Annotated in this window: 13 protein-coding genes; 2 read left to right on the forward strand and 11 right to left on the reverse strand. The window is 36.1% G+C overall.

Translation table 11 applies throughout. From position 1 onward, the window contains the following. Window positions 1-100: 100 nt before the first annotated feature. From RU96_RS06665 to RU96_RS06695, 7 genes are all read right to left on the reverse strand, one after another. Window positions 101-343: an LPXTG cell wall anchor domain-containing protein gene (locus RU96_RS06665; RefSeq protein WP_071864761.1), complete on the reverse strand. Its 243-nt coding sequence runs from the start codon at window positions 341-343 to the stop codon at window positions 101-103. Window positions 344-363: 20 nt separating this feature from the next. After that, window positions 364-942: a hypothetical protein gene (locus RU96_RS06670; protein WP_249024155.1), complete on the reverse strand. Its 579-nt coding sequence runs from the start codon at window positions 940-942 to the stop codon at window positions 364-366. 66 nt (window positions 943-1,008) lie between these two features. Further along, entirely contained in the window at window positions 1,009-1,539 is a 531-nt protein-coding gene (locus tag RU96_RS06675; protein WP_071864763.1) for a hypothetical protein, read from the reverse strand. A gap of 4 nt (window positions 1,540-1,543) precedes the next feature. After that, on the reverse strand, window positions 1,544-3,757 hold the full coding sequence (locus tag RU96_RS06680) for a pectate lyase-like adhesive domain-containing protein (protein ID WP_143350951.1): 2,214 nt from the start codon (window positions 3,755-3,757) through the stop codon (window positions 1,544-1,546). Between the two features lie 350 nt (window positions 3,758-4,107). Next, window positions 4,108-5,688, reverse strand: a complete 1,581-nt coding sequence (locus RU96_RS06685) for a peptide chain release factor 3 (protein ID WP_071864765.1) — start codon at window positions 5,686-5,688, stop codon at window positions 4,108-4,110. Between the two features lie 154 nt (window positions 5,689-5,842). Next, window positions 5,843-7,216, reverse strand: a complete 1,374-nt coding sequence (locus tag RU96_RS06690) for a hemolysin family protein (protein ID WP_071864766.1) — start codon at window positions 7,214-7,216, stop codon at window positions 5,843-5,845. 106 nt (window positions 7,217-7,322) lie between these two features. Continuing rightward, a complete protein-coding gene (locus tag RU96_RS06695; RefSeq protein WP_071864767.1) occupies window positions 7,323-8,456 on the reverse strand; it encodes an AI-2E family transporter in 1,134 nt (377 codons plus the stop codon). 166 nt (window positions 8,457-8,622) lie between these two features. Between RU96_RS06695 and RU96_RS06700 the strand changes: the two genes are divergently transcribed. Continuing rightward, window positions 8,623-9,063: a GNAT family N-acetyltransferase gene (locus RU96_RS06700; protein ID WP_071864768.1), complete on the forward strand. Its 441-nt coding sequence runs from the start codon at window positions 8,623-8,625 to the stop codon at window positions 9,061-9,063. Between the two features lie 190 nt (window positions 9,064-9,253). Here RU96_RS06700 and RU96_RS06705 read toward each other — a convergent pair whose 3' ends face one another. The 4 genes from RU96_RS06705 to recX form a co-directional block, all read right to left on the reverse strand. Beyond that, window positions 9,254-10,231 carry an N-acetylmuramoyl-L-alanine amidase gene (locus RU96_RS06705; RefSeq protein ID WP_071864769.1) on the reverse strand — a complete coding sequence of 326 codons (978 nt, stop codon included), beginning with the start codon at window positions 10,229-10,231 and terminating at the stop codon, window positions 9,254-9,256. 99 nt (window positions 10,232-10,330) lie between these two features. After that, entirely contained in the window at window positions 10,331-10,864 is a 534-nt protein-coding gene (ntdP, locus tag RU96_RS06710; protein ID WP_071864770.1) for a nucleoside tri-diphosphate phosphatase, read from the reverse strand. Between the two features lie 107 nt (window positions 10,865-10,971). Beyond that, complete coding sequence (gene mutY / locus RU96_RS06715; protein WP_071864771.1) at window positions 10,972-12,114, reverse strand: A/G-specific adenine glycosylase; 1,143 nt, start codon at window positions 12,112-12,114, stop codon at window positions 10,972-10,974. Further along, window positions 12,098-12,886, reverse strand: coding sequence for a recombination regulator RecX (gene recX, locus RU96_RS06720; RefSeq protein ID WP_071864772.1), 789 nt, complete (start codon window positions 12,884-12,886; stop codon window positions 12,098-12,100). Before recX ends, mutY begins: the two co-directional genes overlap by 17 nt. Window positions 12,887-13,079: 193 nt before the next feature. Between recX and rlmD the strand changes: the two genes are divergently transcribed. Next, on the forward strand, window positions 13,080-14,453 hold the full coding sequence (gene rlmD / locus RU96_RS06725; protein WP_071864773.1) for a 23S rRNA (uracil(1939)-C(5))-methyltransferase RlmD: 1,374 nt from the start codon (window positions 13,080-13,082) through the stop codon (window positions 14,451-14,453). Window positions 14,454-14,569 lie beyond the last annotated feature (116 nt).

Below are 14,569 nucleotides of genomic sequence, written 5' to 3' on the forward strand. Positions count from 1 at the left end.
TAAAAAATGCAGCGTCACTAACAAACGCTGCATTTAAAATTTACTACTATCATTTACTAATAACACATTACCACTTAGGTATAAGACGTACTGACTAAAATTATTTAGTTGTCTTTTTCCTAAAACGGGAGACAATCAACGTAATACTTAAGATAATCATTAATACTCCCATAATAAGGTAGTTGGTATTTATCTCATCCCCTGTTTGTGGGTAAAACTCCTTTTTTGTCGAAACATAGACAACTTCATTGGATGTCGAACTTGAAGTGGTTTCCCCTGGCTCTGAAACAGACGACTCAACAGGCATGTTTAACACTCCCGTTACTTGAATATCTCCACTCATCTGCAAGCCCTCCTACAAAATTAAGGTGTATCTCCTGACCAACTAACAGCCTTAAATTCAAGAGTCATAGTGTAATTTTCAGTAATTGTATCACCATCCATTGCATCCGTAACCTCTCCCACATATCCAAAAGTAACAGTATTAGCAGTTGTGTTAAGTTCAGAAGGATCATCTTTTGCAAGTTTTCCATTATTATTTGCAAGTGTATGAATAAGCACTCCGTTACTCGCTGAAGTTGCTAACCCACCTTCAATAATTTTAGGGTTCGCTTTACTAAAGCCATTCAACTCAACCATATAAACAGCTTTGGCAGAAGAATCCGGATCATCTTTTGCTATTCCCTTAAAATGAATATCTACTGGACGACCAGAATTATTAGTAATTGTATAGTCAGGTGATGTGATAGGCGCACCTGCTTTTGGGCTGGCACTATAAAAGATTGTATCTAATGGAAGTGTAACATTAATCCAAGCATCATCTTCTTCTACAATTGTCGCGTCCTCATCGGTATTATCAATACCTAATGTCCCATTTATCGTAATATCTCCAGAATTTTCACCAATAATTTCATGTTGTTCTGCATATGCCGGTAGGGCCATCAACACGATGCTTGATAGTGCAACTAAACCAAATATTTTTTTCATTTTTCCTCTTCCTTTCTTTTTTTATTTCACAACAAAATCAATCGCTGCGGCAACTTGTCCACGTTTTCCTTTGGTATTACCATCATAAATGCTAAAAAGCGCAGTTGCCGGATAACTCCCCTCCTCCAATTTTTTTTCCAGAGTAGCTCCTTTTATTTCATAACCCGGGTGAATAGCACCCGAGGTATAAACTAATTCATTTGAATCTTTTAACCGAATTTCCACGTTGATTGGATTGGCGTTATGAGGTGGATTTTGAATAAACAAATCACTCTTTGTACCTTGTTGTACATTGGCAGTGGGGGCGATAACCATGTTGAATTGGCTAGCATCTACTTTTTTTTGCGCCAATTGTTGTAATTCTTCACCTGAAATTTTGGATGCATCTTTTCCATCTGGCAAAAACTCACCACTAACGATTGTCACAGGTACATCAGGTTGATTAAAATGACGATAAACAAAATATCCCCCAACACTTAACAACAAAAGTAATAATAAAAGTAAAATTATTTTTTTGTTTTTTTGATTGGACTGCGTGTTAGTTGTATTCATTCTGTTACTCCCCCGTTCTCGTAAATTCCAAAATCATGTTGTATTTTGTGTTGATTTCCTTACCTGCGTTACCAAAGTATTCACCAGTAAACTGTAAATTTATTTGCTGATCGATATCTAATTCTCCCATATCAACATTTGCTAAATCTTTTTTTAATGTAGTGGGTTCTTCACTGTCTTTTGCTAGCTGTAAATATAAGTGACCTTTCGTATCGCCGTCTATATTTTCTAACAAATCAACGCCTGACTCACCGTCTTCACTAAAAGAATTTATCTTTAATTCAATTGGATAAGCACTATTATTTTTGACTCGATAGCGTTGTGATGTGACTAGTAGTCGTCTGTCTGCTTCAGACATTTCGGTATTAAAGAACATTTCAGTTGGGAATGTTACATTGAGTGCATCCGTCTTTGTGGTAAAAGATATTTCATACCACTCACTATCACCTGACCCATAGTTCGCTTTAATTTGGACATAAAGCCAATATTCTGTCTGTTCTGCTAAATTGGTAAACTCTACAGAACTTGTAATTTCTGCTTCAGTAAGCTCTGTTACTGTTGCTGTTCCTACTTCTTCTGCTTCTTCTGCTTTTGCTTCTATCTTTTGTTCAGCGATTTTATCAGTATCATTAAAGCTTTCAGTATCTTGTTGCTTACTAAATAGCAAATAATCTACGCCAGTAATAACATTATTATTGGTCAAATAATCAGTTAGATTAAAAGCAGCGCTAGTATCTTTAACCACTTGTTTGATATCTAGTATCACCGCTGGATTAGGCAAGCGTTGTAAGACAATACTTCTTGCTCCTCGAATCGTAGTTTTTTGCTCTGTATCAAAGTCAGTCGACGGACTTAACGTGAAGTCCCCCCTATATGAAGTAATGGTATCGCCCTGGTTAATAATTTTGTCTATAGGAGTATTGCCTGCCGTAATACCGTAACCGGTAATATCGTCGACAAATTCAGAAAATGTGAACCCTGCATTGACGGGTTCACTATTTGTTGAGCCAGAAACATTAAAAGATAAACGATAAGCATTATCGATAATGAAATTTGCTGCAGGGATTGTATTATTAAAAACTTGATTTGCATTTGTTACTGCCATACTTAATGTCGAATCCTTCGCAAAGTTGAATGTGGAAGCATTAGAAAAATTAAACTTACTCGCAAAAGTCAAGCCGAGTTCTCCACCTTCATCAACTTGAAGATTCATTGGTCGACTAAGGTTGACAAACGTTCCATCACCATTAATCTTAAGCGATGCATTCTCTCCAATCTTCATTGTTCCGTTACCTGAATAGTTATCAACAAACCGACTACTCGTTGTGCTATAATCCACAACCGCTCCTGCCTCTAATTCAAAACTAAAATCACGCCCCGATGTCACAATTGAGTTAGTTTGCCCTGTAGCATGTTCAACAATCGTATGACTATTTTTTTTAAATAGAAAATGATTACATTCCGCAAATTCTTGAGATTGCGAACCCTCTCTACTTGAGAAAAAATTTTTTCCTGAAAAGACAATTTTACTATTAGTCCCATGATTATGAAAAGGTTGCGCCCCTTTATTTGAATAATAAGTGACATTTTCGACTTCAACTGTGACATTTGAATTTCCATATCCTCGGCAAAAACCATACCACTCATCAGCCGGAATGGTATAATCAGGTGAACCAAATGTCATATTCATAAATTTTATCCAAACATTACCTGCTCTAACTACAAATGCATTACCATCATATGAGATGGTGCGACCGTTTCCATCAATCGTAACATTACTTGTAATTCGAGGAGAACTTCCACTAAATTCAAAAATATCAGTAGATTCGGCCAATTGAATGTAAGCAACTTGATCCGTTTCAATTGCTGTTCTTAATTCCGCAGAATTTTCAACAATTCTCGGATCACTGTCGGAAGTACCACTACCACTTGCCTGTACACCTACAGCACGGCTGACACTTTCTTTTGTTGGCGGGTCTTTAGACTCACTTTCTTTTGTACTGCTATCGGCTACTTGCTCCTCAGCGATTACTTGTTCCTCAGAACTAGCACTTGTTTGGCTCTCAAGGGTTGCACTAATGCTATCATGAAGTTCTAATTTTTTAGTGGATTCGGTAGTCGTTTCGTGCGTTTTTTCACTTGAACTTTCATCATAATTTTGGGTCGCGGAAAACGAGGAAGAACCCGTTGCAAAAAGAAGTTGGGTACCTAAAAGCAAAGCGCTTAATTTTTTTATACCAATCATTCCAGATAATCTCCCTTCTTTTAGTACTCAATACGAATTCATAAAATTAAAAAAATATAATGCTATTTAATTCAATACTAATTTATAATCCGATATTTTTCAAATATAATGAATATTACATCTGTTATTATCGTTAGAAAAACAACGAATTACACCGATTTTCACTAAAAACAGCACAGATATTTCTAATTCGAAGGGGTATAATTTTACGCTTCATTAAATAATGAAGTGAATTCAAATAAATTTATTAGATAACATAAAAAAAGCTATGCAACGTGATTGCATAGCTTAAAACAACAACTTAAGTTTTATATTATAAAATTTTACATCAAACTCTTCAACTTCACATCGGGATACTTATCGGCAAACCAGCGTTCTGCAAATTGGTTTTCAAATAAGAATAGTGGTTGGTCAAAGCGATCTCGCGCCAAAATATTTCGCGAGGAGCCCATTTTTTCATCCAATTGTTCAGGATCAATCCAACGAGCGATTTTGTGTCCCATTGGTGTCATCACCACTTCAGCGTTGTATTCGTTTTTCATCCGGTATTGGAAAACTTCAAATTGTAATTGCCCAACTGCGCCAATTACATACTCATCAGTTAAGTACGTCCGATACATTTGAATCGCACCTTCTTGTACTAGCTGCTGAATACCTTTATGGAAAGATTTTTGCTTCATCACATTTTTTGCTTGAACTTTCATAAATAACTCTGGTGTAAATGACGGTAATTCTTCATAAGCCACTTTTAACTTGCCTTCATAAAGCGTATCGCCAATTTGATAATTACCAGTATCATAGACCCCGATAATATCGCCGGCTACAGCTTCTTGGATATTTTCTCTAGCATCAGCCATAAATTGCGTTACATTACTTAACTTCATTTTTTTACCAGTACGCTCTAACGTAATGTCCATGCCTCGTTCAAAAGTGCCAGAACAAATCCGAACAAAAGCAATCCGGTCACGGTGGGCAGGATTCATATTCGCTTGAATTTTGAAGACAAAACCAGAAAATTCTGGTTCATAAGGGCTAACTTCATCACCTGATTGTGTTTTGTGGGCATAAGGTGATGGGGCAAATTCTAAAAATGTTTCTAAGAAAGTTTGGACACCAAAATTGGTCAAAGCAGAACCAAAGAAGACTGGCGTTTGTTCCCCGTTGGCAATTTTTTTGCGATCGAAACTATCTCCTGCTTCTTTGACTAGCTCTACTTCTTCTAAAACTTGCTCGTATTGCCCACTCCCTCTAAAAGGATGATCGGCAGGAATTTCACCAGCTTGATCTAAAGGAATTAAACGTTCACCACCATAATTTTCAGGACGATACAGTTCAATCCGTTCATTATAAATGTCATACAGTCCTTCTAAGCCTTTTCCCATCCCAATCGGCCAATTCATTGGGTAAGATTCAATTTGTAATAAGTCTTCTAATTCTTCTAATAATTCCAGTGGTTCTCGGCCGTCACGGTCCAACTTATTAATGAAAGTAAAAATTGGAATTCCCCGTCTTTTGACAACTTGGAATAATTTTTTTGTTTGGGCTTCAATCCCTTTGGCGCTATCAATTACCATGACAGCACTATCAACTGCCATCAATGTTCGATAAGTATCTTCAGAAAAATCTTCGTGCCCGGGCGTATCTAAAATATTTACCCGTTTATCATCATAGTCAAATTGCATCACTGAACTGGTTACAGAAATCCCCCGTTGTTTTTCAATTTCCATCCAGTCAGATTTAGCAAAATTACCGGTTTTTTTACCTTTGACGGTACCGGCTTGGCGAATTGCGCCACCAAAAAGTAATAATTGTTCAGTAATTGTCGTTTTCCCAGCATCCGGGTGGGAAATAATCGCAAATGTTCGACGACTATCGACTTCTTTTCTTAAATTTGGATTATCCATTATGTTCTCCTTTGGTTCATTAAATTAAAAATGGCTTTAACCATTAACTTGATTTATTTTTATCTAAAACAACTATGCTAGTATAGCACGGATTGAAAATTTCATAAATGATAAAAAAAGGATGTGCTAAAATTTCAGCACATCACATCCTTACTTAACGTCTTGGTTCATCATCTTCAAATTCTTTGCGAAAATGACGACGTTCTTCTTCTGGTTCAACTTCAATTTCAGGATCATGGAAAATAACGCGTATTTTTAACACTCGAGATCCTTCCATCTCTTCTGAAATCAACGTTAGGTTATCTACTTTAAAGGAAAGTTTTTCACCTTCATCTGGAATTGTCCCTAGCGCTGTAATTAAGTAACCTGCCATTGTATCTACGTCACTCATGTGCAGATCCGTATCAAAAGCTTCGTTAAATTCATCGATTAACATCCGCCCTTGGATAATGTATTCATGGTCATTTACTTTTTCATACAGCTTTTCGACTTCATCTGTTTCATCGTCAATTTCACCGACGATTTCTTCTAATAAGTCTTCTAAAGTAACAACCCCAACCATCCCGCCATACTCATCTAAAAGAATCGCCATTTGGTTACGGGTTTTTTTCAATTCGTATAATAAGTCATCGATAAAAACTGTTTCTGGGACAAATAAAGGCTCTTGTAAAATCTTGTGCATATCAATATTTTCAAAACCAAATTGATACGCCGCTTTTAACAGATTTTTCGTATGCAATACACCAATTACTTTGTCTTTATCTTCATTATAAACGGGAATACGAGAATAATTTTCTGACAATACTTCGGTTACGATATCGCCAATTGGATCATTAATATCTACCATAAATGCGTCTGTACGTGGCACCATCACTTCACGGGCGACTTTTGTGTCCAAAGAAAAAACGCCTTGCAGCATTTCTAATTCGTCTTCTTCTAAAACGCCTTCTGTTTCTAACATATAACGCATTTCGTCTCGCGTCATTTTCGAATCTTCATCGTCAAAATCCATTGGCGTAATTTTAGCCAACAGACTCGTTGAAGCTGATAATAACCAAACGAATGGTTTTGCAATGGTTCCAATTACACGGATTACACCAGAAGTAAAGGTCGCCACTTCTTCTGATTTATTTAAAGCAATTCGCTTAGGATACAATTCACCAAAAACGATTGATACGTAAGTTAAAATTGCTAAAACAATAATATTGGCAATGCTTTTAGCGGCAGCTCCGCCACCTAAAACAGGTGCTAGACGACTGGATAGTGTGTCGGCTAAAGACGCCCCAGATAAAATATTGACTAATGTGATCCCCACTTGAATCGTAGATAAAAAATTCGTTGGGTTTTCCAATATTTTCAATAACTTTTGCGACTTGACATTGCCTTCTTCAGCTTTTTGCTCCACCCGGTTTTTGTTAATTGAAACAACGGCAATTTCCGACGCTGCCAAAAAGGCATTAATTAACGTTAAAACAATTAGTAATAAAAACTGGGCGATCAGCGACTGACTCTCGGGGTCAGAATTCATAATTTCTTTCTCTCCTTATATTTTCATGTTTAAATAGAAAAAAAGCGTGGTACTTACCACGCTAAAATCGTATCACAAAGGTAAATTCTTTGCAATAAAAACCATACTACTCTATTTTTTGTCCCTCATCTTTTGCTACGGGAACTTCTGCTACTTTTTTATCTTCTTTAATAAGTTTGACAATAAAGGTAACTAAAACACGGCAGACGGCATAAAAAGGAACGCCTAAGAAAATTCCTAATAGACCGGCAATATTTCCCGCCACTAACAACACTAAAATAATTGTTAAAGGATGAATGGCTAATGTTTTACCAATTACATTTGGATAAATGATATTGCCATCTAGTTGTTGGACGATTAAAACCACGACACAACATAATAATGCTTTTAGCGGTGAATCAAAGACTGTGACTAAAACAGCCGGCATCAAACCCAAATAAGGTCCAAGGTAAGGTATCAAATTTGTAACACCAGCGATAACGCCAAATAAAAAGGCGTAATCGACCCCAATAATTAGGTAGCCGATAAAAGTAAAAGTTGCCACAAAAACACATTCAATCGCTTGGCCACTAATATATTTAGATAAGGTATAATTCAATTTCCCCAACAAATCAACAATTTGTTCGCGGCGATTTTCAGGAAAGAAGCGTTCAATGTTTGGCACCAAACGATTGCCGTCTTTTAGCATATAAAATAAAATAAACGGCGCAGTTACAATAATCATTGTTGCATTGGCTACTTGACCGACAATTGAGCCGATACTGTTTGATAGACTACTTAAGAAACGTTGAATGATATTCCCATATGAAATATCTAATTTATCAAACTGGGCTTGTAAGTCAATTTGTTTGAAAAATGGACTTTGGGCCATTTCTCTAATCCACTTTTCCACACTGGCGATAAAAGATGGCGTACTCTCCGCTAAAGAACTAATCTGGCTAACCAGACTTGGAATCACGCTACCGATTAATAAGACCAGTGCACCAATTAAAAGTAGAAAAACTAAGATGATGCCGTAAATACGTTTTAATTTGACTCTTTTTTCCAATAAGTTCACAATTGGATTTAACAAATAATATAAAAAGCCAGCAATTAATACTGGGGCAAAAAGAGTAGAAAAAAAGGTGCCGATAGGTTTAAAAATAAAATCAATTTTAGTTGAAACAAAAATCAAAGTAGCTAAAATCAGCAACTCCAGCGACCAAAACATGATTTTTGAATTCTTTAGTTTGTCTAACAAGCGATCACTCCTTTGTCTAAACAAAACAGTTTACAATTTGGTGATTCTGTTTTAATTTTAGTTGTTACTAATCTTATCAAAAAATAACTAGATTGCAAACTTAAAGCAAGCAAGTTTGCCGATTATTTGGCAAGAATCAAAAAAATAATGAAAGAAGGCGATTTTTTTGCGCATCCTCCAAACTCGTGACACAATGAGTGACATTTATTTAGCGGCAGTAAAAATTAGGAATCAAGTTTTTGTCAAAGAACAAAACGTACCGCTATCTGTTGAAATCGATGAAAATGAAGCCTATGCAGTTCACTTTGTTTTATATGACGATAAAAAAGTACCATTGGCGACAGTTCGCCTACTACCGATAAATGATCAAATTGTAAAAGTCCAGCGAATGGCCGTTTTAAAAGAATATCGGGGCAAAGGTCTCGGAAAAACATTACTAAAAGGTGCCGAAGATTTTGCCAGAGAACACGATTTTAAAGAAATTACCTTAGGGGCACAATGGCAAGTTCGTGATTTCTACCATAAATTAGGGTTTATTCCCCAAGGAGAACCTTTTTATGAAGCGGGTATAAAACATATTACGATGGCAAAAAAACTGGCTGAATAGTTAAATTTCAAAAAGAAGATGAAGTTGTAATAGATGGGGTTAGCTTCAACAAATAAGTTGAAATTTGCGAAAGTTGCTTTTCAAATTTTTGCAAATTCCGTCTTATTTAAGAAAAAGCTACTTTTGTCACAACGTTTATTCTAAAAAAGAAGCTGTGATGATAGTTTTATCACAGCTTCTTTTTTGGTTTTTATTTGTTTAAACTTTCCACATAAGTACGTACACCCGTTGCAATTCCATTTGCTACATTCGCTTGAAAATCTGTTTGCTTTAATAGCGCTAAATCACGATCACTATTCAAATAACCTAACTCCAATAATAGACTAGGACGATTGGACTGACGTAAAACAAAATAATTACCTACTCGAATGCCATTATTATTTAAAGAAAGATTTTGGTCAAGAGCATTATTTATAATTGTCGCCACTTCTTTATCTTCTTGATAGTAATAATAAGTTGTTTGCCCATCCATGCCATTATCATAGTCATATTTATCATAATGTAGACTGATAAATAAATCGGCATCTTCTGCCATAGCTTTTTTAGTAATAGTACTTAACTCAAGGTACTCATCTTTAGTACGGGTATATACAACTGTTACGCCTAGCTTTTCTAAAGCCGCACCTACTTTTTTTACTGTTTGTAGCGTCAACTCTTTTTCAATTAAAGTCCCGTCTTCACTTTCAGCGCCGGTATCAACCCCGCCGTGTCCGGCATCTAATACTACTTTAAATTGGGCTAATGTTGGCTTTACTTTACGAGAACTGGTTGCAATCTCGGTATTTTCTTTTTTGAGCCAACCGATTTTCCCTTCATTGGTGTTTATTTTTATCCAGTCGCCTTGCGTTACCAAATAAAGCCCCCACTCACCACGATACAATTTTGTAACAGTTTCGCTCTTTTCATCTGGTTCTTTTTTCAGCAAAACATAATCATTATCTGTTTCTGCCACCGTGCTGTATAAAGACGGATCAACGTAAACTTGAACTTTTTTACTGGTGACAGTCAAAGGGTTCGTTTGATCAACTGTCAAAACCGAAGGCTGTTCTTTTTTCTCTACGGTTTCTTTTGTGGCGTCGCTTTTTAATTCACTCTGCCAAATAACCCCTGCTATACTTATTAGACTAACGGCTAAAATAATAAATCCTAACTTAGTTTTTGTCTTCATTTCTTATCCAACCTGTATTTTATTTTTATATCTTTATTGTACCTTAAAATCCTTAAATGAAGCTAAAAAACTATCCTACCAAAAAGTAGGATAGTTTTTTTATTTTCGTGACAATTGCTTGTAGCGGTCATACCAAATATCGATATAGCCTTCAGAAAAAGGACCTTTACCATTATTAATCCAATCCACTAATATTTTGACGTTTTCTTTTAAAATATAATCAACGTCTTTGGGATAATGCATGAGCTTACTGTGCTGCTCATATTCATCCACATCTAGTAGCCGCTTTTCACCGTCAGGAAAAACCTTGATATCAAGATCATAATCAATATACTTCAAGGCCTCCTCGTCTAATAAATAAGGTGAAGCTAGATTACAATAATAGGAGACACCTTTTTCACGAATCATGGCAATGACGTTAAACCAACACTTTTTATGAAAGTAGACAATTGCAGGTTCTCTTGTCACCCAGCGTCTACCGTCTGACTCTGTTACAAGTGTGTGGTCGTTGACACCAATCATCGAATATTCACTGGTTTTTAAAACCATTGTATCTCGCCACGTACGGTGCAAATTGCCATCGTGTTTATAACTTTGGATCGTTACAAACTCGCCTTCTTTTGGAATTTGCATGCTATAACCCTTCCCTTTTAACCATGATGGTATGTTGGGTATGTTTTACACCGACATCGTAATTATTATAGCAATAAAAGTAAGCCTTGACTAGAAATGTTTATTCACTATTTGTTTTTTTCCAACAGGTCAACTAACTTTTGCTGTGGCTTAGGGAAAACGTAGTGGTCAAATTCTTTTAAAGGGACAAAGTGACTTTTTTTTGGCAGTAAAAAGTCGGCTTGTTTAACACCATAAAAAAGCAGTACATGCCATTTTAAATGACTAAAAATATGCTTGATCTCACCTAAGTGTCGTTTTTGCCACACTACATCTTTTGGCAACACCTCAGGTAAAGAGATATCTTCTGCTACTGAAAAAAGATTTAATTCATGACTTTCTTTATTAAAATTTTTTTGCCCGAATTCAAACGTCTCTTTACTAACTTCAATTAAAGGAAACGTCCACATCTTTGCCAACAACCCGTCATCTGGTCTTTGTGTTAATAAGTATTCACCTTGCGTATTGGTGATAGCTGTCGCAAAATAATAAACATCTTTTGGTTTAGCTGCTTTTGTTTTAACTGGATATTTTTCTTGCTGACCAGTTTGATAGGCAACACAAAAGTTTTTTAATGGACAGTTTTCACACTCTGGTTTTTTAGGCGTACAAATTCCTGAGCCTAAGTCCATTAGCGCCTGATTGAAATCTCCTGGTGCAGCAACAGGGATAAGTTGACGCAATACTTGATCAAAAATTTTGCGACTGGCGGGTTTAGCGATGTCAGCGTCAATCCCATATAAGCGACTAACTACCCGCATGGCATTGCCGTCAATGGCAGGTTCGGCTTGATTAAAAGCGATACTAGCAATTGCCCCAGCAGTGTATGGTCCGATACCTTTTAATGAATGAATCTTCTCAATATCAGTTGGAAAGGTCCCGTCAAATTCTGTCATAATTTGTTGGGCGGCTTTTTTTAAATTACGGGCGCGTGAATAATAACCTAACCCTTCCCAGACTTTTAAAAGTTCTTGTTCATCACTTTCTGCTAGTGCTTTAATAGTTGGATATTTAGCAGTAAAACGATAAAAATAATCAATAACTGTATCTACGCGAGTTTGTTGCAACATAATTTCAGAAATCCAAATAAAATAAGGATCGCGACTTTGGCGCCAAGGCAGATTACGTCTGTTTTTTTGATACCAGGCAATAAAAACTTGTTGCAACTCTTTTATTTGTGCTTCATTTAAATGCTCATTCTTCTTGTTCATCGATAAACTGCTGAATCTCCTCTAATGAAAAGCCTTTTTGATAAAGACTTTGTTTGATTTTTTGCTTACGAATTTGCGGTGCTTTATTTTGATGTCTGCGCCAAAGTTTTTCACCTGCTTTTTTTAAAGCCTCTTTTTCCAAATCTTCATCTATTTCCAGTTCCAAATTAGCCAATACTAAATTGGTAATATCGCCACTAAAACCTTTTTGCCGTAGCGTTAATTGTAATTTTTGTTTTGTTTCTTTAAAACTTTTATTATGAATTTTTTTTAGAATTTTTTGGGCGGCATGTTCTGCTACTTCAATTTGAGTCTTATCATCATATAACCACAGCGCGTTTTCGATTACCTCTGGAGTTAGACCCTTTTGGCGCAATTGTTGTTTAATTACCGCCGGTCCCTTATCGCTCAAACGCATTTGCGTTCTAACGTAGCTTTCGCCATAGATTTTATCATCTAAGACAGATAAGTCTTTTAAATGTGCGATAATTTTTTCTCGATCGGAACTAGGAATTTCACGATCTTTCAAATATGTTCGCACTTCTTTTTCTGAGCGCAGCTGATAACTGATATAATTTAACGCCAATTGAACACCGACATCATAGTGCGCATTTTTATTGATTTCTGCTAGTGTCTTTTCGTCTAGCTCGAGTCCTTTTAACAAACGAAATTTAATTAGTAAATCCTCTGAAACTCTTAAAGTTTCACCATTGGATAAATCAACTTCATAAAATCCGTTTTTCCCTTTTGCTACCCGCGCAACAGTAATCATCAGTAAGCCTCCTTTACCAGTTTTCATGAATAGATAAAACACGAATATATGTTTGTAGTGTACCATAAAGTACTACTTGTCTAAAGCCTTTCGGTTGGTTTTGTTTCTGAATAGATTATGTTAAGATAACTACAGTAAAAAGACAAAAAGAACAGCACTTTTCATAGTTGCTGTCACAAACAAGGAGCCAGCTATGGAACAAGTTGTCAAACAGGGACAAAAAATTAACGTCACAATTAAACGCTTGGGTATTAATGGTGAAGGAATTGCCTATTACAAACGCCTAATCGTCTTTATCCCCAAAGCTTTACCCGGAGAAAAAATAACCGCTCAAGTTACAAATGTTACTGCAAAATTTGCTGAAGCTCAGATTTTACAAATCATAAAAAAAAGTCCACATCGGATTACGCCCCCTTGTATTTTTTATGATCGTTGTGGTGGCTGCCAGTTGCAACATTTGGCTTATGACAAACAATTAGATTTTAAACGCGATTTATTGCAACAAGCTTTAACAAAATTCAAACCAGTTGGTTATAAAAATTACGTATTAAAAGAAACTATTGGGATGGAAGACCCATGGCGTTATCGTAATAAAGCACAATTTCAACTGCGATATAATACGAAAAAACAAAAAGCTGAAGCCGGTCTTTACGAAACTGGTTCGCATAACTTAGTAGCAATTGATAACTGTCTGGTGCAAGAACCAGACACACAAGCTGTTATGAATACGACGGTACAATTAATTAATAAATATCAAATTCCAATTTATGATGAAAAGAAAAATAGTGGGATTTTAAAAACATTGATGGTACGAAAAGGGGTACAAACTGGCGAAGTCCAATTAGTATTTATTACACATACTAATAAATTACCCCAAAAAAACAGCTTAATTCGTGAGTTAACCCAGCGTTTACCTTTTTTAGTCTCTATTATGCAAAATGTTCAAAATAAAAAGACGTCACTGGTTATGGGAGAACAGACCGAACTTTTATGGGGCAAAGAAAGCATCGCAGAAGCATTGGATGAATTGCAATTTGATTTGTCTGCTCGCGCTTTTTTCCAGTTAAACCCGTATCAAACAAAAATTTTATACGATGAAGCCCGCAAAGCACTGGCTTTATCGCCACAAGAAACATTGGTAGATGCTTATTGTGGTGTTGGGACAATTGGTCTTTCGATGGCAAAAATAGCGAAAGAAGTACGGGGAATGGACACAATCGAACAAGCCATTTCAGATGCTAAGCGTAATGCCAAACGTCTAGGTGTGACAAACACCCATTATGAAACGGGAACAGCTGAAGAACTCCTTCCTCAGTGGTTAAAAGACGGTTTTAGTCCGGATGCCATTGTCGTAGATCCTCCCCGCACTGGTTTAGATCAAAAATTATTACGTGCGTTAACGCAACAGCCAGTCAAAAAATTTGTCTATATTTCTTGTAACGTTTCAACGTTAGCTCGAGATTTAGTTAGTTTAGCGAAAGTTTATGACATTCATTATTTACAATCAGTGGATATGTTTCCTCAAACTGCTCGCTGTGAAGTTGTTGTAAAAATGACGAAAAAGTAAATTAGGTAATGATTAGCTTTATTCAAGTAAGAAGAGAAAAATACTACGAAATAAAATCAATACTTTAGCTACAAAAATAGAGGTTATGACAAGAGTCTTGTCACAACCTCTATTTC

Source organism: Enterococcus canintestini (genome assembly GCF_001885735.1).
GTDB lineage: Bacteria > Bacillota > Bacilli > Lactobacillales > Enterococcaceae > Enterococcus_C > Enterococcus_C canintestini.

What these genes read in the sequence shown, in the direction of transcription:
- RU96_RS06665 (WP_071864761.1), bottom strand. Translation starts at nt 343, where the DNA reads ATGAGTGGAGATATTCAAGTAACGGGAGTGTTAAACATGCCTGTTGAG.
- RU96_RS06670 (WP_249024155.1), bottom strand. Translation starts at nt 942, where the DNA reads ATGGCCCTACCGGCATATGCAGAACAACATGAAATTATTGGTGAAAAT.
- RU96_RS06675 (WP_071864763.1), bottom strand. Translation starts at nt 1,539, where the DNA reads ATGAATACAACTAACACGCAGTCCAATCAAAAAAACAAAAAAATAATT.
- RU96_RS06685 (WP_071864765.1), bottom strand. Translation starts at nt 5,688, where the DNA reads ATGGATAATCCAAATTTAAGAAAAGAAGTCGATAGTCGTCGAACATTT.
- RU96_RS06690 (WP_071864766.1), bottom strand. Translation starts at nt 7,216, where the DNA reads ATGAATTCTGACCCCGAGAGTCAGTCGCTGATCGCCCAGTTTTTATTA.
- RU96_RS06705 (WP_071864769.1), bottom strand. Translation starts at nt 10,231, where the DNA reads ATGAAGACAAAAACTAAGTTAGGATTTATTATTTTAGCCGTTAGTCTA.
- ntdP (WP_071864770.1), bottom strand. Translation starts at nt 10,864, where the DNA reads ATGCAAATTCCAAAAGAAGGCGAGTTTGTAACGATCCAAAGTTATAAA.
- mutY (WP_071864771.1), bottom strand. Translation starts at nt 12,114, where the DNA reads ATGAACAAGAAGAATGAGCATTTAAATGAAGCACAAATAAAAGAGTTG.
- recX (WP_071864772.1), bottom strand. Translation starts at nt 12,886, where the DNA reads ATGATTACTGTTGCGCGGGTAGCAAAAGGGAAAAACGGATTTTATGAA.
- rlmD (WP_071864773.1), top strand. Translation starts at nt 13,080, where the DNA reads ATGGAACAAGTTGTCAAACAGGGACAAAAAATTAACGTCACAATTAAA.